The sequence below is a fragment of the Vibrio inusitatus genome (assembly GCA_024346935.1).
Classification (GTDB): Bacteria; Pseudomonadota; Gammaproteobacteria; order Enterobacterales; family Vibrionaceae; genus Vibrio; species Vibrio inusitatus.
The window spans coordinates 1,728,567-1,749,364 of the sequence record AP024878.1 but is presented as its reverse complement, the minus strand read 5'-3'; the positions used below and the strand labels follow the sequence as shown (position 1 = coordinate 1,749,364).

Annotated in this window: 20 protein-coding genes; 11 read left to right on the top strand and 9 right to left on the bottom strand. The window is 43.5% G+C overall.

Features of this window, described 5'->3' with window-relative positions; translation table 11 throughout:
- The first annotated feature begins 159 nt into the window (after window positions 1-159).
- Window positions 160-423, top strand: a complete 264-nt coding sequence (locus OCU48_RS08070) for a hypothetical protein (RefSeq protein WP_017030351.1) — start codon at window positions 160-162, stop codon at window positions 421-423.
- 108 nt (window positions 424-531) lie between these two features.
- On the opposite strand, the gene OCU48_RS08065 is transcribed toward OCU48_RS08070, so the two are convergent.
- A complete protein-coding gene (locus tag OCU48_RS08065; RefSeq protein WP_141344091.1) occupies window positions 532-1,209 on the bottom strand; it encodes a pseudouridine synthase in 678 nt (225 codons plus the stop codon).
- Between the two features lie 288 nt (window positions 1,210-1,497).
- Between OCU48_RS08065 and OCU48_RS08060 the strand changes: the two genes are divergently transcribed.
- Window positions 1,498-3,726, top strand: a complete 2,229-nt coding sequence (locus tag OCU48_RS08060; protein ID WP_141344090.1) for an NADP-dependent isocitrate dehydrogenase — start codon at window positions 1,498-1,500, stop codon at window positions 3,724-3,726.
- Between the two features lie 78 nt (window positions 3,727-3,804).
- On the opposite strand, the gene OCU48_RS08055 is transcribed toward OCU48_RS08060, so the two are convergent.
- Complete coding sequence (locus OCU48_RS08055) at window positions 3,805-5,229, bottom strand: basic amino acid/polyamine antiporter (RefSeq protein WP_141344089.1); 1,425 nt, start codon at window positions 5,227-5,229, stop codon at window positions 3,805-3,807.
- A gap of 293 nt (window positions 5,230-5,522) precedes the next feature.
- On the opposite strand from OCU48_RS08055, the gene OCU48_RS08050 reads away from it, so the two are divergent.
- Window positions 5,523-5,813, top strand: coding sequence for a putative quinol monooxygenase (locus OCU48_RS08050; RefSeq protein ID WP_141344088.1), 291 nt, complete (start codon window positions 5,523-5,525; stop codon window positions 5,811-5,813).
- A gap of 93 nt (window positions 5,814-5,906) precedes the next feature.
- A complete protein-coding gene (locus OCU48_RS08045) occupies window positions 5,907-6,689 on the top strand; it encodes an esterase/lipase family protein (RefSeq protein ID WP_141344087.1) in 783 nt (260 codons plus the stop codon).
- 78 nt (window positions 6,690-6,767) lie between these two features.
- Here the strand turns inward: OCU48_RS08045 and OCU48_RS08040 are convergent, their stop codons facing one another.
- On the bottom strand, window positions 6,768-7,424 hold the full coding sequence (locus tag OCU48_RS08040; protein WP_141344086.1) for an NAD(P)H-dependent oxidoreductase: 657 nt from the start codon (window positions 7,422-7,424) through the stop codon (window positions 6,768-6,770).
- A 308-nt stretch (window positions 7,425-7,732) separates the two neighbouring features.
- Between OCU48_RS08040 and OCU48_RS08035 the strand changes: the two genes are divergently transcribed.
- Complete coding sequence (locus OCU48_RS08035) at window positions 7,733-7,963, top strand: glutaredoxin family protein (RefSeq protein WP_141344085.1); 231 nt, start codon at window positions 7,733-7,735, stop codon at window positions 7,961-7,963.
- Window positions 7,964-8,020: 57 nt separating this feature from the next.
- Here OCU48_RS08035 and cspD read toward each other — a convergent pair whose 3' ends face one another.
- Window positions 8,021-8,242, bottom strand: a complete 222-nt coding sequence (gene cspD / locus OCU48_RS08030) for a cold shock domain-containing protein CspD (protein ID WP_141344084.1) — start codon at window positions 8,240-8,242, stop codon at window positions 8,021-8,023.
- A gap of 443 nt (window positions 8,243-8,685) precedes the next feature.
- Between cspD and clpS the strand changes: the two genes are divergently transcribed.
- Window positions 8,686-9,006 carry an ATP-dependent Clp protease adapter ClpS gene (gene clpS / locus OCU48_RS08025; protein WP_141344083.1) on the top strand — a complete coding sequence of 107 codons (321 nt, stop codon included), beginning with the start codon at window positions 8,686-8,688 and terminating at the stop codon, window positions 9,004-9,006.
- Between the two features lie 56 nt (window positions 9,007-9,062).
- Window positions 9,063-11,327, top strand: coding sequence for an ATP-dependent Clp protease ATP-binding subunit ClpA (clpA, locus tag OCU48_RS08020; protein WP_141344082.1), 2,265 nt, complete (start codon window positions 9,063-9,065; stop codon window positions 11,325-11,327).
- A gap of 132 nt (window positions 11,328-11,459) precedes the next feature.
- Here clpA and infA read toward each other — a convergent pair whose 3' ends face one another.
- From infA to aat, 3 genes are all read right to left on the bottom strand, one after another.
- Window positions 11,460-11,678 (bottom strand): translation initiation factor IF-1, encoded by a 219-nt coding sequence (infA, locus tag OCU48_RS08015; protein ID WP_001040192.1) that lies wholly within the window; start codon window positions 11,676-11,678, stop codon window positions 11,460-11,462.
- 70 nt (window positions 11,679-11,748) lie between these two features.
- The gene (locus OCU48_RS08010; protein WP_141344081.1) at window positions 11,749-12,447 is read right to left on the bottom strand and encodes an arginyltransferase; all 699 of its coding nucleotides are present in this window, start codon (window positions 12,445-12,447) and stop codon (window positions 11,749-11,751) included.
- 46 nt (window positions 12,448-12,493) lie between these two features.
- Window positions 12,494-13,201: a leucyl/phenylalanyl-tRNA--protein transferase gene (gene aat / locus OCU48_RS08005; RefSeq protein ID WP_141344080.1), complete on the bottom strand. Its 708-nt coding sequence runs from the start codon at window positions 13,199-13,201 to the stop codon at window positions 12,494-12,496.
- A gap of 6 nt (window positions 13,202-13,207) precedes the next feature.
- Between aat and OCU48_RS08000 the strand changes: the two genes are divergently transcribed.
- Together OCU48_RS08000 and aroA are read left to right on the top strand one after the other, a co-directional pair.
- Complete coding sequence (locus tag OCU48_RS08000) at window positions 13,208-13,663, top strand: outer membrane lipoprotein (protein WP_141344079.1); 456 nt, start codon at window positions 13,208-13,210, stop codon at window positions 13,661-13,663.
- Between the two features lie 119 nt (window positions 13,664-13,782).
- On the top strand, window positions 13,783-15,066 hold the full coding sequence (gene aroA, locus OCU48_RS07995) for a 3-phosphoshikimate 1-carboxyvinyltransferase (RefSeq protein ID WP_141344078.1): 1,284 nt from the start codon (window positions 13,783-13,785) through the stop codon (window positions 15,064-15,066).
- A gap of 68 nt (window positions 15,067-15,134) precedes the next feature.
- Here aroA and OCU48_RS07990 read toward each other — a convergent pair whose 3' ends face one another.
- Complete coding sequence (locus tag OCU48_RS07990; RefSeq protein WP_141344077.1) at window positions 15,135-15,938, bottom strand: glucosaminidase domain-containing protein; 804 nt, start codon at window positions 15,936-15,938, stop codon at window positions 15,135-15,137.
- Window positions 15,939-16,108: 170 nt separating this feature from the next.
- On the bottom strand, window positions 16,109-16,354 hold the full coding sequence (locus OCU48_RS07985; protein ID WP_141344076.1) for a YciN family protein: 246 nt from the start codon (window positions 16,352-16,354) through the stop codon (window positions 16,109-16,111).
- 245 nt (window positions 16,355-16,599) lie between these two features.
- Here OCU48_RS07985 and topA point away from each other — a divergent pair, with 245 nt between their 5' ends.
- Window positions 16,600-19,233: a type I DNA topoisomerase gene (topA, locus tag OCU48_RS07980; RefSeq protein WP_141344075.1), complete on the top strand. Its 2,634-nt coding sequence runs from the start codon at window positions 16,600-16,602 to the stop codon at window positions 19,231-19,233.
- A gap of 180 nt (window positions 19,234-19,413) precedes the next feature.
- The gene (locus OCU48_RS07975) at window positions 19,414-20,718 is read left to right on the top strand and encodes an inosine/guanosine kinase (protein WP_141344074.1); all 1,305 of its coding nucleotides are present in this window, start codon (window positions 19,414-19,416) and stop codon (window positions 20,716-20,718) included.
- The last annotated feature ends 80 nt before the right edge of the window (window positions 20,719-20,798 follow it).

Here is a 20,798-nt window from a genome sequence, read left to right as displayed (position 1 = left end):
TTACCACTAGATAAACACGGTCGCAGATTCTAACAGAAACAAACCCAGTGTGACAGATCCATGAGATGAATCACACTTTCAAATTGACTGAAAAGTGTAAACATTTTCTGTCATACTATGTGCCACTATTTCGTTGCTCCCACAATAGGGTTAAAGACCATGCAAGACCAACAAGAAGTTCAAGACCAACTGATCGAAATCGTTGAAAATCAGATTGAATCAGGCAACCCAAAGAAAGTAAAAGAAACGCTGATGCGCTTGATGATGACAGGCAATAGCCGCGACGATGCTATCGCTATGATTGGCTGTGCGGTAGCGATTGAAGTGTTTGATGTTGTGAACAACGGTGCAGAATTCAACGAAAAGCGTTACGCAGAGCACCTTGATCGACTTCCAGACCTAGGGTTTATGGAAGGCGAGTAGCCAAATTCCCAATAAGTGTTGAGCCTTGCTCGGAAAGACCACCGTCATCCCGGAATTTGCGCGAGCAAATATCCGGGATCTTAGAAAGCTCAGAGCAGGCTCAGTACACTAAACCTCTTTCCATTCTCCATTTGGCAAATCGCCTAAGCTGTATTGACCAATGGAATAGCGGATTAGGCGCAAAGTGGGGTAGCCAATATTGGCGGTCATTCGGCGTACTTGTCTGTTGCGGCCTTCTATGATGGTAATTGCTAGCCAAGTGGTTGGGATGGCTGCACGAAAGCGCACGGGTGGGTTTCTGTCCCATACTGTTGGCTCTGGCATGATCTCTACTGTTGCGGGTAGCGTTATACCGTCTTTTAGTTCTACACCCTTACGCAGCTTATCTAAATCGTGCTCTGATGGCGCGCCTTCCACCTGTACCCAATAGGTCTTTGGCGATTTTGAATCAGGCTGGGTCAATTTAGCTTGTAAAATACCATCATTCGTCAGTAATAATAGTCCTTCACTATCTCTATCGAGCCTTCCTGCGGCATACACCTCTTTTACTTTAATGAAGTCCGCCAGAGTTTGTCTGCCGTCACCGTCAGTAAACTGGCTTAATACATCAAAAGGTTTGTTAAACAGCAGTACTCTTCGTTCTTCGGCAGAAACGCGTTTAACGGTGCGCACAGGGTTCCTCCTATTGGAAGAGCTAGAGTGCTTTTGGTTGAATCTGTTGTCGGGCTTCGAAGAAGATTGAGAAGTTCGAGCCTTATTTTGAGGTCGGCGGTTGCCGCTAGACATGTTAACTACCTTGCATTTTTGTAAACAAACTGTATGAGTTCATTCTCAGGAAACAACATTTGCTTTATGATACGCGCAGCAAACGGGGTAGGTTAATCATAACACGATTGCTAACAGAGCCGATTATTTGATAGGTTAAACAGTAACGCCTTGTATGACTTATGGCGTTTTAGGCTATTTAGAGCCAAGAATTGGTAAAACCCAAGACACAACATCAATTGCTATAAAATCGACTGACACTAGAGCTGAATATAGCCAGTGAACAAATAATAACGATAGGGAAATTTCATGTCTGCACAAAAGCCCACCATTATTTACACCATTACCGATGAAGCTCCAGCGCTGGCAACATACTCGTTTTTGCCAATGGTACAAGCATTCACTGCATCATCTGATATTGCAGTTGAAACTCGCGACATTTCATTAGCGGGTCGTATTATCGCTAACTTCGCTGAGTACTTGAAACCAGAGCAACGTATTGGTGATGCACTATTAGAGTTAGGTGAGTTGGCGAAAACACCAGAAGCGAACATTATTAAGCTTCCAAACATCTCAGCGTCAATCCCACAGCTAAAAGCGGCAATCAAAGAGCTACAAGCAAAGGGCTATGCTCTACCTGATTACCCAGCAGAGGCAAAAACTGACGAAGAGAAAGCCATTCAATCTATCTATGACAAGATCAAAGGCAGTGCGGTAAACCCAGTATTGCGCGAGGGTAACTCAGATCGCCGTGCTCCTGCTTCTGTAAAGAACTATGCTAAGAAAAACCCGCATTCAATGGGTGCATGGTCTAAAGAATCAAAGTCACACGTAGCGAGCATGGACGGAAATGACTTCTTTGGTAGCGAAAAATCGGTCACCATTGATGGTGCAACTGAGGTTCGTATTGAACTGCGTGGTGATGACGGTAGCGTTAACACATTGAAGTCAGCTTTCGCACTAAAAGACCAAGAAATCATTGATACTTCTGTGTTGAATAAGAACGCATTGGTTGCTTTCTTTGAGAAAGAAATCGAATCTGCGAAAGAGCAAGATGTACTGCTTTCATTGCATATGAAAGCGACCATGATGAAGGTTTCAGACCCAGTTATCTTTGGTCATGCGGTTAAGGTGTACTACAAAGACGTATTCGAGAAATACGGTTCTTTGTTTGACGAGTTAGGTGTAGACGTAAACAACGGTATTGGTGACGTTTACGCTAAGATCGAATCTTTACCTGAAGCACAGAAGCAAGAAATTGTTGCCGCTCTTAACGCGGTTTATGAAACTCGTCCAGAACTTGCGATGGTAGATTCGGACCGTGGTATCACTAACCTTCATGTTCCATCTGACGTCATCGTTGATGCTTCTATGCCAGCAATGATCCGCACCTCTGGTCAAATGTGGGGTCCAGATGGTAAGCCGAAAGATTCGAAGGCGATGATTCCAGATCGTTGCTACGCTGGGGTTTACCAAGCTGTCATCGATTTCTGTAAGCAGCATGGCGCGTTTGATCCTACGACTATGGGTAGTGTGCCAAACGTGGGTTTGATGGCGCAAAAAGCAGAAGAATATGGCTCTCACGATAAGACATTCATCTTGTCTCAATCAGGCAAAGTATGTGTTGTTGATGCTAACGAGAAGGTACTTCTGGAGCAATCGGTTGAAGAAGGCGACATCTTCCGTATGTGTCAGGTAAAAGATGCACCAATCCAAGATTGGGTAAAACTTGCCGTTAACCGTTCACGCTTATCTGCTACTCCTGCAGTATTTTGGTTGGATTCAAATCGCGCACACGATGCAGAGCTTATCAAGAAAGTTGAAGCCTACCTGCCTCAGCACAATACTGAGGGCTTAGATATTCGCGTATTGTCTCCAGTAGAAGCGACCTTATTTACGTTAGAACGCATTGCTAAGGGCGAAGATACGATCTCTGTCACAGGTAACGTACTGCGTGACTACCTAACAGACTTGTTCCCAATCCTAGAACTGGGTACTTCAGCGAAGATGTTGTCTATCGTTCCTCTAATGAATGGTGGTGGTTTGTTTGAAACGGGTGCTGGTGGTTCTGCGCCGAAGCACGTTCAGCAGGTGGAAAAAGAAAACCATCTTCGTTGGGATTCTTTAGGTGAGTTCCTAGCACTAGCGGCATCCCTTGAGCACCTGAGTGAAGTGACGGGTAATGAAAAGGCACGTGTACTTGCTGAAACATTAGATGCGGCAACCGGTAAATTCCTTGACGAGAACAAATCCCCATCACGTCGTGTAGGTGAACTTGATAACCGTGGTAGTCACTACTTTCTGGCTCGTTTCTGGGCAGAAGCATTGGCAAACCAAAACAAGAATGCTGAACTCGCTGAGCAATTTACTGCGGTAGCGAAGTCTCTTGCGTCTAATGAAGATAATATCGTTAATGAACTTAACAGTGTGCAAGGCGTGGTAGGTGAGTTGGGTGGTTATTACTCCCCAGTAGATGCGATTGCCTCTGAACTCATGCGTCCAAGTGCAACGCTAAATCAGATTATCGACAACGTATAATGTAATCTAGATATTAAAACCCCGAGCTAAGTGATTAGTTCGGGGTTTTTTATGCTTTGAGTATTCGCTGGTTTTCGATTATGCGTGAAGATAGCCAGTAAACATCAGATAAACAGAAAGTCCTGCCAACGCAATCAGTGCCCGTTCTATCCAAGTATCCATTACTGAATACACTTTTTCACCCGCCTTGATTCGAGATGCGTGGGTATATCGGAAGAATGGAATACCAATGGTGTATAAAATCGTCGCCATTAATTGATACTCCAGTCCTGCCGCAGCAATTAACCAAGCACAAAATAACGCCGCACTTGCTGCTAAAGCGATGTGTCCGTAATTGCGTTTATTTAAGCCAACCGACTTAGGATCTAGCGAGATTTTTAGAAGAAAGAGACAGCTGAGCAAATAACAAGGCAGAACCATTACCGATGCGATGTTAATCGCTGCCAGATACACATTCTCAAACATCACTACCAGCAAGACACACAGTTGCATGAATAATGTAGACATATTTAATGCATTAATTGGTGCTTCATTTTTGTTGGTATGGCTGAAGAAACGAGGAAACTCACCGACTTTTCCAGCCTCATACGGCACTTCTGCAACCAACATAGTCCATGCGACTAGGGCTCCAAATACTGAAACCAGCACGCAGATGTTCACGAGTATACGGCCATAAGGACCAATGGCGGCTTCGAGAAGAGAGGCTGCAGATGGGTTTGCCAGTTGTGATAATTCTTGCTGAGGTAAGATGCCGAATGCCAAGATAGAGATCAGGCTGTACATACTAATCGCGACTAAAAAGCCAATTAATGTTGCTTTACCCACATCGGATTTCTTTTTGGCTCTGCCTGATAGTACGACTGCGCCTTCAATACCGACAAAACACCAAAGGGTGACCATCATAGTACTTTGGATTTGAGAGACCACTGAGCCTAGCTGTTGCTCTTCTCCCCATACATCGAGAGAGAGGTTCGCAGGTTCAAAGCTGTACATGATGATCGCGATAATAATAATCAAGCCGATCAACTTACCTACTGTAGAGATAAGATTAATAAATGATGAACTGGCAGTGCCTCGCAATGCAATGGCATTCATCCCCCAGAGCAATGCTGAGCATAGGAATACAGTCTCGACACCATGCTGCAATAATACAGGAAAGAACAATCCTAAAGAGTCATTGATCATAACGGCAAGGGCGACGTTACCCATACAGGTCATTAACCAATAACCCCAAGCAGACTGGAAGCCAATATATTCGCCAAATCCTGCTTTTGCGTATGAGAAAATACCAGAATTAAGGTTCGGCTTTTTTTCGGCTAGTACCCTGAAGGTTTGCACCAAAAGAAGCATGCCGATACCAGTGATCAGCCAAGCGAGGGACACAGCACCAATAGAAGCTTGCTCTGCCATGTTTTGCGGAATACTAAAGATACCGCTACCGATCATTGAACCAAATACGATGGCGATCAAGCCAACTAAGCCCACAGAATTCTTATTGCTCATTACATGCTCTAGACTGCTTCAGTGGTCATCCCAAAAGTGAGATAACCAAAATTATGTGAAGTAAATTGATAAGTGAGTGTTAATTAACCACCACTCATCATAAGGGGGAGGGATTATACTGATTGATGTGTTGAATAAATAGAGCTAATCGTAACGAGAGATTAAAACTATTATTCCACCGATGATCGGTGCTCTTTAGGCGATGTAAGGCAGAGACTTCAAACGCAGTTTATTATTTAGATAGCGCATTGAGTGACACATTTATTTACAAAATAGAATGGAGGGATTTAAGAATGACGAAGCTAACTATAGTAGCCAATATTGTTGCCAAACAAGACAAGACGGAACTGGTAAAGTCGGAGCTGAAAAAACTCATTGCGACAACACGTGCTGAAGAAGGGTGTGTGAACTACGATCTTCATCAAGACAATGATAATCCAGCACATTTTCTGTTCTTTGAGAATTGGGAAACACGCGAGTTATGGCAAAAGCACATGGAAAATGATCATTTAGCGTCTTATATAGCGGCAACCGAAGGGGCGGTAGAGTCTTTCGTTGTGCATGAAATGACTCAGATAGGTTAGCCTGCATATCGATGTGAACTTGAACAAAATTTGGTGAGAGTTTGATTCCTGTTTGATATTGTAGTGATAGTCGAAATAGGAGTCATTTAGTCAATGAGAAAAAGCCTGATCACTGTCGTTTTTGGTGTGTTAGCCACGGGTTGTAGCCAATCTGAAGCACCCAAAGAGAGCAGCGATTATCATTCCCATGAAAACCAACAAGTGATCATTGTTCATGGTCTTGCTCGCAGTGCGTCTTCAATGGAGGAGATGTCAGAAAGGGTAGAGCAACATGGTTATCAAGTTTGTGTGGTGGATTATCCAACTGTCGGTAGAGAGCTAGATTACACATTATATAAAAGCGGTTTGCAGATAGATGAGTGTGTTTATCAGTTTGATCGTGAACTGTCTCAAAGTCGCGGTAGTAAAATACATTTTGTTGGGCACTCTCTAGGAGGGTTGGTTATTCGTGATTATCTTGCTAAAAAACCAGCAATGACGTATTCCCAGCACTTAGGCGAGGTGGTGTTTTTGGGCACCCCAAACCATGGCAGTGATGTAGCAGATTTTTTCTCTAGTCTTTGGTTACTGCCACTTGCGGGTGGTACAGCCGCCTCATTGACGACTGATCCACAAAGCTTACCTAATTCATTGCCACAACCGAACTATCCTTTTGGAGTCATAGCTGGGACAGATACATATCCGGTCTTAAGGCACATGTTCGAGAACTCGAACGATGGTCTAGTCTCGGTAGAGTCTGCGCAATTAGAGGGTATGCAAGATTTTATTGCTGTAGATATCAAACACGACAGTTTGAGAAGCGATCCTATGGTAACGGACTTGGTACTCAATTATCTTAGTCATAGACGCTTTGCTGTTGCAGAAACAATGCAATAAACAGAAATAAAACGGCTGACTTATTAAATGAGAATTAATGAGTCAGCCGTTTTGGTTTTTAGGAAGGCTTTGCTTGTACTACAGAATCTTTACGACCTTATCGAGGTCTAGGCGAGATTTAGGAAGATTGGCATTGTAATCTTCTTCTTTGTGATGGTAGCCGATGGCTAGAGCAACGTTACATACGTAGCCGTCTAGTTCTTCAGCAAAGACTTCACCAATCAATTCACTGTCCACCCCTTCCATCGTTGTTGAATCGATACCAAGTCTAGCAATGACGTGCAGAGCGTTACCTAAGGCTAGATAGGTTTGTGATTTCGTCCAAGTCGAAGTATCCCCATTTTCGTCGGTATTTAGCTCAACAAATGCAAATGCCCCAAACGCCGCATCGCGCTGCTCTTTTGATGTACGACCATCTTCGATGCCTTTGTCCACGACTTTTGCATAATCTTCTTTCGTGTACTTAGGATTGTGCGCGAATAAGATTACATGAGAAGCTGACTTTATATGGGGTTGGTTAAATTGGTGCTTAATTGCAAACGTATCATGCATACGCTGCTTGGCTTCATCGCTTTCAATTACGATGAATTTCCAGGGTTGTGAGTTGATAGACGATGCGGATAGGCGAAGCGCCTCGTAGATCACATCTAAATCTTGTTGTGGTATACGCTTTGATGGATCGTAGCGTTTTGCGGTGTAACGATTTTCTAGGTCAGTGATGATTGGATGAGCCATGGCTGAGTCCTTCGATAGTTGGAGTAAGGTGGCAGGTGAACGCGACCAATAAAGAGTAAGTACTGTGAATAAATCTAGCCTATTTGATTGTGTGTCACGAATAAACAGCAATCCATGCAAATTACTTTTAAATACTATTCAATAATCATAGTGACTCAATGAGTCTTAACTTTTGCTGTTGTTCATCCTAACTGATTGAATATAAAGAACATGCAATGTTAGGTCACAAAAAAACGTTGTTCCAACTATTTGCGATTTTATCTGTGATCTCGCATAATCGGCACAAATATCATTGCTAGGTTTTACGCATGAAGAGATTAGTTCTATACGTGAAGGATAAATGCGCACATTGCAAAGATGCCCAGCGCTATCTTGACTCTAAGGGGTATAAATACCGCTTAACCAACGCTAAGATGCAAAGAGGACGCAAGGAACTTGATGCGATCGGAGCTCGGTCTTTACCTGTCCTGAAGATTGGCGATCAGATCATGATTGGTTGGAATCCAAAGAACTTCGAGCGAATGTACAACAGCGATTAAGCTGGTGATTAAAACGAAAAAAGAGGCTCAATGGCCTCTTTTTGCTATCCAGTAACGTTATTTTGCAGCATCAGTTTCTATGGGTACCACAGCGCTAGCATGGGAGCCTTTTGGCCCAGCTTCTACTTCGTAGGTGACAGTTTGACCCGCTTTTAATGTTCTGTAACCATCCATTTGGATAGTTGAATAGTGAGCGAATACATCGCCATCTTCTCCTTCTGGGCATATAAACCCAAACCCTTTGGCGTTGTTAAACCACTTAACTGTACCTGTTGCCATGCTTTACTTCCTTATGCATTTATTACTTATTGTGCGCTGTGTTGCAATAGTCTGAATGATCAAATTACTTCAGTTAAACCAACATCCTCAGCCTACTTTGTTTGATTAGAAAATCTGAAATGATAATTTTCTAATCAAACAATAGAATAATTTAGACAAAGAATCATCATGATCAATACATTTCATTCGATTATTTAACAGAATAATAACGATTGCTTTGAGATTAAACAACGCGGATCACTGAATATGTGGTGTAAGGTCAAGGTATGAGCAACATGTTGTAATAAATAGCGGGATTCGTGGCAAAAGTAGGCGAAAAAACCCTCGTCCGATACTGATAGCAATCTTTTATTTGCAGGGATACAATTGCTCTATTAGTCTCTAAAGTAGCTGGAAAAAATTCTGCTACAAGAGTGATTGTTTTTTCTACTAAAGACGTAAAAATGAGTAAATTTTTTGAATGGGTGACTCCAGACTCTGACTTGCTGGAGAAAGAAAAAACCGAGGTAAAACCACCACCTATGTATCACGTTATTTTGAATAACGATGACTACACCCCTATGGATTTCGTTATTGAGATCCTTGAGCGCTTCTTTGGTATGGATGCCGACAAAGCGACTCAGACCATGCTTCAGGTGCATTACCAGGGGAAGGCACGTTGTGGAACGTACACAGCTGAAGTTGCAGAAACAAAGGTTGCTCAAGTTACAGTCTACTCTAAAGAGCAAGAGCACCCTTTGTTGTGCACCATGGAAAGAGCATAACCACATCGCGGTCAAACAGGACTAAGTGGTTGTTTTGAAGTTTTGGGGAGGCCTGTATGCTTAACAAGGAATTAGAAACGAGTTTGAATGGCGCTTTTTCTCAAGCGCGAGATAAACGGCACGAGTTTATGACAGTAGAGCATCTACTGTTGGCGCTTCTGGATAACCAATCTGCTCAAGAAGCTCTCAAGGCTTGCGGGGCAAACATTGACACTATTCGTCAAGAGCTTGATACCTTTATTGAGCAAACCACACCATTGATTGCCGTTGACGATGCCACGCGAGAAACTCAACCCACTCTGAGCTTCCAGCGAGTATTGCAACGAGCGGTTTTCCATGTGCAATCTTCGGGCCGTAATGAGGTTTCTGGTGCAAACGTACTAGTCGCCATCTTTAGTGAGCAAGAATCTCACGCAGCCTACCTTCTGAAAAAGAATGACGTGAGCCGACTTGATATCGTTAACTTTATCTCCCACGGCATCACGAAAACACAAAAAGATGAACCCTCTGAACTGTTTGGCAGTACCGAGACAACGGAAGAAGTTGCGCAAGAAGATCAGTTAGAAAATTTTGCAACCAACCTTAATATTGTCGCTCGTAATGGCAATATCGATCCGCTTATTGGTCGTGACCAAGAACTTGAACGCACCATTCAGGTATTGTGTCGTCGTCGCAAAAACAATCCGCTACTTGTAGGTGAAGCAGGTGTAGGTAAAACCGCAATTGCTGAAGGCCTGGCGTGGAGAATTGTTGAAGGTGACGTCCCTGAGGTGATTGCAAACTCTGTTATCTACTCGTTAGATATTGGCTCTCTACTTGCGGGAACCAAATATCGCGGTGATTTTGAGAAACGTTTTAAGAACATACTCAAACAGCTTGAGAAAGAAGATGACGCTATTTTATTCATTGATGAGATTCATACCATCATTGGCGCAGGCGCTGCATCCGGTGGCCAGGTCGATGCTGCCAACTTGATCAAGCCGCTATTAAGCAGTGGTAAATTGCGTTGCATTGGTTCAACAACCTATCAAGAATACAGCACAATCTTTGAAAAAGAGCGTGCGCTTTCTCGTCGTTTCCAAAAGATTGATGTCGTAGAACCCTCTTTAGATGATACCACTAAGATTTTAATGGGGCTTAAATCGAAATACGAAGAGCATCATGAGGTTCGTTATACCAATAAAGCCCTTCGTGCTGCGGTAGAGCTTTCTGCGAAATACATCAACGAACGTCATTTGCCTGATAAAGCCATCGACGTTATTGATGAAGCAGGAGCCAAAAGTCGATTGGTCCCTAGCAGTCGTCGTAAGAAGACGGTAGGCGTGGGTGATATCGAAGCTATGGTAGCGAAGATGGCACGTATTCCTGAGAAGTCGGTTTCTTCTTCGGATAAAGACATTCTTCTAAATCTAGACAAGAAAATGAAGATGTTAGTGTTCGGACAAGACGAAGCTATCGATGTATTGAGCCAGTCTATCAAATTGTCTCGCGCTGGTTTAGGCGCAGAGAACAAGCCTGTAGGTTCCTTCTTGTTTGCGGGCCCTACAGGGGTGGGTAAAACAGAAGTTACCGCACAGCTTTCTAAATTAATGGGTATTGAACTGCTTCGCTTTGATATGTCTGAATATGGTGAGCGTCATTCTATCAGCCGCTTGATTGGTGCACCTCCTGGTTACGTTGGGTACGATCAAGGGGGTCTATTAACGGACGCCGTCATCAAACAGCCTCACTCTGTGGTACTTCTTGATGAGATTGAGAAAGCACATCCAGATATCTTTAACTTGCTTCTGCAAGTAATGGATAACGGGACGCTAACGGACAATAACGGCCGTAAAGCAGATTTCCGCAATATCATTTTGGTTATGACTACCAATGCCGGTGTCGTTGAGACAGAAAAGCAATCAATTGGCTTGATCCAACAAGATCACGCTCCTGATGCAATGGCAATTATTAAGCGTGTGTTTACTCCAGAGTTTCGTAACCGCTTAGACAACATCATTTGGTTCAATAGCCTAGACGAAGTGGTTATTCATCAAGTGGTTGATAAGTTCATTGTTGAACTTCAGGCGCAACTTGATACACGCGGCGTGTCGCTAGAGGTTGCAGATAGTGCTCGCCAATGGTTGGCAGTGAAAGGCTATGACAAGTCGATGGGCGCAAGACCTATGTCTAGAGCAATTCAAGAGAACTTGAAGAAGCCACTGGCTAATGAGCTGTTATTCGGTGTATTGGTGAATGGTGGTACTGTGACGGTTGATCTTAAGAATGACGAGTTGCAATTCCACTATGCGAATACAGAGGAAGAAGCGGTTCATCATTAATGAGTGAAGAGTGGGTTCTTAAAGAGCCCAACTTAACGCCAGCGAAGATTATTTCAATTAGACTAAATTAATCTTCAGCCAACAAAAAACGGAGCATAAGCTCCGTTTTTTTATGCATAGTTAATAGAGATATTAACGAGCACGGAAGACGATGCGGCCTTTACTTAGGTCGTATGGAGTCATCTCTACAGTCACTTTATCGCCAGTTAGGATACGGATGTAGTTTTTGCGCATCTTACCAGAGATATGTGCAGTCACAACGTGACCGTTTTCTAGTTCTACACGGAACATAGTGTTTGGCAGAGTGTCCAGGACAGTGCCTTGCATCTCAATTACGTCTTCTTTAGCCATTTAATCCTCGAATCAGAATAAGGGTAATATTGGTAACCCATTTAGTTACCTATTAACATTGGGCGATATTCTACCCTTGCCACCGGTGATTTACTAGCTTTTGATGCGAATCAAATCGGACTTTATAATTCATGGCTGGACATTCATCGATTTGATAGCCCAGATAGAGCCACTTTTTGCCTTGCGAACGGGTGTATTGGATTTGGTAGAGCACCGACAGTGTACCCAATGAAATAGGGTGCTCCGGGTCGTAAAAGGTATAAAAAGCACTGTTCGCATCGTTCACTTGATCTGTAACGGCCACCGATACCAATTGCTCTTGATAATAAATTTGTAAAAAGGTGGTTGGAATCGTACTTGAGCCGATAAATCTGGCAAAGTCGTCCTGCTTTGGAGGGTACATACTGCCTTCAAAATGCCGTGCTTCGATATATTTCTCGTAAATATTAAACCAATTTGGGTTAATTTTCGTGGTGACTTCCCACGTATAGTGTTTACCTTTGTTGAGCAGGCGCTTCTGACTTTTTGAGGGTTTGCTGTGCTCAACATCTACTCGAATGGCGATACATTTACTGCACCCTTCACAATGAGGCCGGTAAATTGTATCTCCACTGCGCCTAAATCCATTAGCTAACAACAGTTCATAGCCTTGCAAGCTTTGCAGATGATTATCTAATGCAATCGCGACACGCTCTTGCTTGTCCTTCAAATAGCTACATTGATGGCTTTGGGTGAAGCCCACTCGAATTTGTTGTAACTCGGGATTCATTTACAGATAGATTCCTTTTTAATATGGATTGAATAGTAGACAGTCGTTAGGAGATGAACAATTGCTGACTGTCGTAACAGCTAGAAACCATCGACGCATCTCGACTCTCTAAAAGATAGTCTTGAAAGGTGGTTCTTGGTATCTCTATTGCGCCTAAAGAGGCCAAATGAGGGTTCATAATCTGGCAATCAATCAGTTTCCCTCCATGGCTGATAAAGTGTTGGCAAAAATACCACAATGCTATTTTCGAAGCGTTTGGCTTAACACTGACCATAGATTCTCCGCAAAATATCTGACCAACAGCGACGCCGTACAGGCCACCCACCAGATCTTCGCCATCCCACACTTCTACAGAGTGGCACGAGCCGGCTTGAGCTAAAGATTTATATGCCGAAAGCATTTGCTTTGTTATCCATGTTTCTTCATTTGGGCGAGTGTCCGCACACAACTGAATAAGCGTTTCAGTCGCGTGGTTGAGAGTGACCTTATAATTATGTTTTCGTTGAAATTTCACTAAACTTTTTGCTGGTTTGAAAGTCTCAGGGATAAATACCGCTCTTGGTGATGGACTCCACCATAAAATGGGTTCACCATAGCTATACCAAGGGAATATACCTTGTCTGTAGGCGCTTCGCAGCCTGTCTACGGAGAGATCCCCTCCAAATGCCAACAGCCCATTAGGTTCAGCCAGTGCTAAACTAGGGTTAGGAAATTGGGTATTACTGAGACTGAGTTCTGGAAGATATAAGGTCATTATTAAATGAGAGTTCTGATTACATTTTTGCTACTGATTCCATTTTTAGCACAAGCGGCTTATCAAAGAAATACTGCTCGTCCAGTTAATGAGGTGGTTTATGGTCAAGTCGAGACTGTTCGTTATATTTCTCAGCAACAAATTGTGGAGTCCGAAGCTAAGGGATGGCAAACCTTATTAGGTGCTGTTGTGGGTGGCGTGATTGGTAATCAATTTGGCGATGGCACAGGTAAAGAAGTGGCGACTGCACTTGGGGCAGTTGCGGGTGCAGGTGTTGTTCAGCACTATGGCAATCAGCAGTACCGTGTCGAACATAAGCTGGTGGAGATACTGATCAAGACCGATGACAATCGATTGATTGATGTCATTCAGGATATCGATAGAAACATGCTTTTCTCTGCTGGGGACACGGTTCGTATCTTGTATTTTGACAATGGTGTGCGAGTAGATTTGCATCAATAAAACAAAATTCTCATATTTAGTGTCAATTGAGCCTGTTTTTCTTGGCGCAATTTAGATAGTCTGAAATCATCTTCATTATCACGACTTAGCATCAAATTGCTTTCAAGGAAAAGACGTCAATGGAAAGCTTAACTCTACAACCTATCTCTAAGGTCAGCGGCCAAGTTAACTTGCCGGGTTCTAAGAGCGTATCAAACCGCGCATTATTGCTTGCAGCTCTTGCAAATGGCACTACTCGTTTAACTAATCTCCTCGACAGTGACGATATTCGTCATATGCTGAAGGCACTTGAGCAACTAGGCGTAAAATATCGCCTTTCTCAAGATAAAACAGTGTGTGAAGTTGAAGGCCTCGGTGGTGTATTCAATGCGCCTAAAGCCCTTGAACTGTTTTTAGGCAATGCAGGTACAGCGATGCGCCCGTTGGCTGCGGCACTTTGTGCTAGCCAAGGAGAATTCGTACTAACGGGTGAACCACGCATGAAAGAACGTCCAATCGGTCACTTAGTTGATGCTCTGCGTGAGGCAGGTGCCGAGGTTACGTATCTTGAAAACGACGGCTTTCCACCACTTAAAATCCAAGGCACAGGGCTAACTTCTGGTGAAGTGTCTATTGATGGGTCAATTTCTAGTCAGTTCTTAACGGCATTTTTGATGACGGCACCTTTAGCCGATGGCGATATCACTATCAATATCGAAGGTGACTTGGTGTCTAAGCCATACATTGATATTACATTGCATATCATGGAGCAGTTCGGTGTTAGTGTAGAAAACTACGACTATCAACGATTCATCGTACGTTCTGGCCAAAGTTATGTAGCCCCAGGAGATTTCTTGGTAGAAGGTGACGCATCGTCCGCATCATACTTCTTAGCTGCAGCAGCAGTGGGTGGGGGTGAAATCAAGGTCACGGGTATTGGTAAAGACAGTATCCAAGGTGATATCCAATTTGCTGACGCACTGCAGGCTATGGGCGCGGAAATCGAGTGGGGCAGTGATTACATCATTGCTCGCAAAGGAAACTTGAAAGCTGTCGATATGGACTTCAACCATATTCCAGATGCGGCCATGACGATTGCGACTGCTGCACTATTTGCAGAGGGCACAACCGCCATTCGCAACGTATATAACTGGCGTGTGAAAGAGACAGACCGTCTAACGGCCATGGCAACTGAATTGCGTAAAGTGGGAGCAACGGTTGAAGAGGGTGAAGACTATATTATTATCACTCCGCCGCAGCAGCTAATTCATGCTGCGATCGATACCTATGACGATCACCGTATGGCGATGTGTTTTTCGATTGTTGCATTGAGCGATACTCCAGTAACGATAAATGACCCTAAGTGCACGTCAAAAACTTTCCCTGACTACTTTGATAAGCTTCAAGGTCTAGTTGTAAGCTAGGTTGACGTATTAGCAGTGAAATAAAAAACGGGCTCCCTATAGGGAGCCCGTTTTAGTTGTAGTGAGTCTTAGTTGACTTGAGAGGAGTGTTCAAGGAGTTCCTTGTTATGACGCAACATAGCCAAGATATCATTAATGTAGTCATCAGAGCGTTCAGAGTAGCTCCCTAGACCATGAATGAGTTGTTCTGCAGTTGGCGTTTTATGTTGTGCGCGAATATTCGCACGAAGCTCTCTAAAGCTGCTGTAGGCCTGGTTGGTGTTTAGGTTGTCAACGTAGGCAGACACTGAGTCTCCTACAGAATCAAATTTAGCCACTTCGTGAGTCATTCCTTCTTTACGTTGGTTTGGCACAACGCCACAGCCTTTTGTAAAACACCACTGCCCAAAGAAGTTATTGGCTTCTTTAGCAAAACGAGATGTTCCCCAACCACTTTCATTAGCCGCTTGGATCAACACCAACTGCTCTGGAATTACATCGACATGCACAAGCAGTGCATCGACTTCATTTAGACTGAAATCTTTTACTTCAACACGATACTGACTGGCAATTTGAGTTAGTGTGTTTTGCTCTGCTTCAGACAATACTTGACCATTGACAAGCGCGCTTTGCAGCGTTACTAAAGTCTGACGTTGCTGCTGTACAAAGGCATTTTTCTTTTGAACGTACGGCTTTATGAAGGCAAAAAATTCACTCTTTTTCTGATTTACGTCGCTTATGGCAGCGAAATCGGGCACCGATGTTTTCTCAAATTGTAGAGAGTTTTGGTCATTAGCCATACCTAGATGGTAATAGATTGAAGCCATCAATATAATAGCCATGCTACCTATAATAATAGCGCCATTTGTTGGTATATATCTGCGTAAACTCACCGTAATTCCTTGTCTCTATCGATTGAAAAATGTGAAGTTGGGCATTATATGTGAGAGTGAAGCGCTTGGATACACGCGTAACCTTATGTTTCGTGTTTTATATGGCATCTAAGGGAAAGGGGCGGTAAAGGGACGTAAAAAAAGCTCCTAGATAGGAGCTATTTTTAAAATTAACGAACCGTAAATTCTTTTGAAAGGTGGTGCGCTAAGTATTTGAACATGTTGAAAACAGCGGTAGTGTTAGGCGTGGGTATACCATTGTCATCAAGGAAGTATTCGCCCTTGAAAATCAATACTTCATCCTTTTCAACAACTGAGGTTGCGCGCATCCCCTCTATATAGTCATCGTGTTCTTGGATAATGTTGTTTGCAATCATCAGCAACTCAAGCTCTGAGATAGGCTTCTTATCACTCATCTTGTTACCTATAGTTCAATTAAATTTTAGCGCTAAGTGTACCGTTAATAACAAACAAAACAAAAGCAGATTCGTGTAAATCCGTCTATGGTCTATTCTGACTAGACTGGTCATTAAGCGCACAATTAGCACTAAAAGAGCAGAAATGGGTTGATTTTGAAAAAATATCGCTCAATAGTAAAAAAAGAATCAAAATTAGAGTTCGCACGTTTGCGGGCCAAAAACATAGGACAGAATGTTCAGTTATGGGTAAGTCTCTCGTTATAGTGGAGTCACCAGCTAAGGCAAAAACGATCAATAAATACCTTGGCAAAGACTTCATTGTTAAATCTAGTGTTGGTCACGTACGTGATCTACCTACTGCGGGTCAATCCAGCGGTAAAAAGGCTACGCCTGTATCCACCAAAGGATTGAGCGCGGAAGAAAAAGCGCGCATTAAGAAAGAAAAAGATAAGAAATCACTGATTAAAAAGATGGGCATTGACCCATACCATGGTTGGGAAGCTAATTATCAAATCCTTCCAGGTAAAGAGAAAGTGGTTTCTGAACTACAAAAACTCGCTAAAGACGCTGACTACGTTTATCTCGCAACCGATTTGGACCGCGAAGGAGAAGCTATCGCATGGCACCTTCGTGAGATCATCGGTGGCGATGAACAGCGATACAAGCGTGTAGTGTTTAACGAGATTACTAAAAATGCTATCCAGCAGGCGTTCGAGACTCCAGGTGAGTTGAACATGGATGGTGTTAATGCTCAGCAAGCGCGTCGATTTATGGATCGCGTGGTGGGCTTTATGGTTTCACCACTACTTTGGAAAAAAGTGGCTCGTGGTCTATCTGCGGGTCGTGTGCAATCCGTTGCGACTAAGCTTGTGGTTGAGCGTGAACGTGAGATTAAGGCATTCATACCTGAAGAGTTTTGGGATATTCATGCTAATACGCTAACTAAGAATAGCGATGACTTCCGTTTAATGGTTGCTCAACGTGACGGACAGGCGTTCAAGCCAAGAAATGAAGCAGACACTAAAACCGCTCTTAACGTTTTAGACAAAGCAGAATACGAGGTCTGTAAGCGAGAAGATCGCCCAACGAAGAGCAAACCTTCCGCGCCTTACATCACATCAACGCTACAGCAAGCTGCAAGTACTCGTTTGGGTTACGGCGTTAAGAAAACCATGATGCTGGCTCAACGCTTGTATGAAGCGGGTTACATTACCTATATGCGTACCGACTCGACTAACTTGAGTAGCGAAGCGGTTGAAAACCTGCGTAGCTACATCGGTAGCGAATATGGTGATAAGTATCTACCAGCAAAGCCTATTACCTATGGCAGTAAAGAGGGCGCGCAAGAGGCGCATGAGGCCATACGTCCTTCTAGCGTAGAAGTGAGGGTCGACGACCTAGCAGGTGTTGATGCTGATGCTCACAAGCTGTATGCACTTATTTGGAATCAGTTTGTAGCGTGTCAGATGACACCTGCGCAATATGACTCTACAACCATTAGCGTGAAAGCAGCAGAATTTACGTTAAAGGCGAAAGGTCGAATCCTTAAGTTTGATGGTTGGACTCGCGTTCAGCGCCCTATGGGCAAAAACGAAGACCAGATCCTTCCAGAGGTTAAATTAGGCGATAAACTTGCGCTGAAAGAGCTAGAACCAAAACAACACTTTACCAAGCCACCGGCACGCTTTACTGAAGCCGCTTTGGTTAAAGAGCTTGAAAAACGAGGCATTGGTCGCCCATCAACGTACGCATCAATCATCTCAACGATCCAAGACCGTGGTTATGTGAAGGTAGAACAGCGCCGCTTCTTTGCAGAGAAAATGGGTGAGATTGTTTCTGATCGTTTGGATAAGAGCTTCTTAGACTTGATGAACTACGATTTCACTGCTCGCATGGAGCAAAAGCTCGATCAAATTGCGGAGGGTGATGCAACTTGGACTCAGGTTTTAGATAGTTTCTTCAAAGACTTCTCTTCAGAGCTGGAAACCGCAGAGCTTGATGCAGACGAAGGTGGTATGGAGCAAAACCATATCGTAATGACTGACATTGAGTGTCCGACTTGTTCTCGTCCTATGGGGATAAGAACGGCATCAACGGGTGTTTTCTTAGGTTGTTCAGGCTATGCCTTACCACCGAAAGAGCGTTGCAAAACGACGATTAACCTTGGTGACGAAGATGGGGTCATCAACGTTCTTGAAGAAGATCCAGAAACGGCAGCACTGCGTGCTAAACGTCGTTGCCCGATCTGTGAAACTGCGATGGATGCTTATCTAATTGATGATAAGCGTAAGCTTCATGTGTGTGGTAACAATCCAAACTGTGAAGGTTACGAGATCGAAAACGGCGAATTTAAGGTCAAGGGCTATGATGGTCCCGTTGTTGAGTGTGATAAATGTGGTTCTGATATGGTGTTGAAAAACGGCCGTTTTGGTAAATACATGGATTGCACAAGCGAAACCTGTAAAAACACCCGTAAGATTCTGCGTAATGGCGAAGTCGCTCCACCAAAAGAAGATCCAGTACATCTCCCTGAGCTACCTTGTACTCAGTCGGATGCGTATTTTGTTCTTCGTGATGGTGCTTCTGGTCTATTTATGGCAGCAAGTAACTTCCCTAAATCTAGAGAGACTCGAGCTCCGTTAGTAGAAGAACTCGCTCGCTTTAAAGATCGTCTCTCCCCTAAATTCCAGTACTTGGCGGATGCTCCAGTTCAAGATCCAGATGGAAGACCAACAGTGGTTCGCTTTAGCCGTAAGAGCAAAGAGAATTATGTTCGAACTGAAATCGATGGCAAGCCTTCTGGGTGGACGGGCTTATTCATTGACGGTAAGTGGGAAATTACTGACAAGCGTAAGAAACCAAAGGCGGAGAGTTAATCGTTTGAAGCCTGAATGAAAAGAGCCAGTGCCGTTAATCGTGCGCTGGCTTTTTTGTATAAAAATTGACCGAACGAGTAATTTAATTCTGAGTTAACCGTTTGCGTTTTCATAGTGTGTTGAAGGTCACATTTCTAGCGTCTACAATTTGCAGTTCTATTCCCTTAACATAGAACTCGAATGAAATTTCCAGGCCAACGCAAATCTAAGCACTACTTTCCAGTTAACACCTCTGATCCATTAGTTCCGAAAACGCAAGCTGATGAGGGGGCTCATAGCACCTATGTTGTGGGAATCGATCAGACGTTAGTAGATATAGAAGCCACGGTTTCTGATGACTTCATTAGTAAGTTCAATCTTAGTAAGGGGCATTCTTTGGTCATTGACGACCAAACAGCAGAGTCTTTATATAACGAGCTTAAACAGCAACAACTGATCACTAACGAATATGCAGGTGGTACCATAGGTAACACCCTACATAACTACTCAGTATTGGCAGATGATAAATCGATCTTGCTAGGTGTGATGAGTGCTGATATCAAAATCGGTAGTTATGGTTTTCGTTATTTGTGTAATACCTCTAGTCGAATGGACCTTAACTACCTACAAGGTGTGGATGGCGCTATTGGGCGTTGCTTCACCCTTATTTCTGATGGCGGAGAACGTACGTTTGCAATTAGCGAAGGTCAGATGAACCAACTTCGTGCAGAGAGTATCCCTGAGTCTATTTTCCCTGATGCAGCTGCTCTTGTATTGACCTCATATCTCGTTCGTTGCAAAGAAGGTGACCCAATGCCGAAAGCAACGATGAAGGCAGTTGAGTATGCGAAGAAGCACAATGTACCTGTTGTGTTAACCCTTGGCACAAAGTTCGTTATTCAGGATGACCCACAATTCTGGGTTGATTTTATTTCTGAAAACGTTTCTGTTGTGGCAATGAATGAAGAAGAAGCGGAAGCACTGACAGGCTTAAGTGACCCTCTGCTCGCTGCTGATAAAGTCTTGGACTGGGCTGACTTAGTTCTATGTACTGCAGGCCCTGTAGGGTTGTTTATGGCAGGTTATACTGAAGAGAGCGCTAAACGTGAAACCTCACTGCCACTGCTACCTGGTGAAATTGCAGAATTTAACCGTTATGAATTCAGTCGCCCGGCTTTAAAAGCGACGTGTACTACCCCTATTAAGGTTTATTCACACATTGCGCCATATATGGGCGGGCCAGAGAAGATTAAGAATACAAATGGGGCAGGTGATGCCGCTTTATCTGCTTTATTGCATGATTTGTCCGCAAATAGATTCCATAGGCAGAATATTCCTAATTCTAGTAAACACGAGTATGAATATTTGACTTACTCTTCTTTCTCGCAGGTTTGTAAATACTCTAATCGTGCCAGTTATGAAGTTTTAGCGCAGCATTCACCTCGTTTATCTCGAGGGTTGCCAGAGCGAGAAGATAGCTTAGAAGAGGCATACTGGGAAAGATAATACCCTACAGTTAAATAAAGGCTCCTATGGGAGTCTTTTTTACATTGGACTGACAATTAGTTCTATTTGTTCTTATAAGA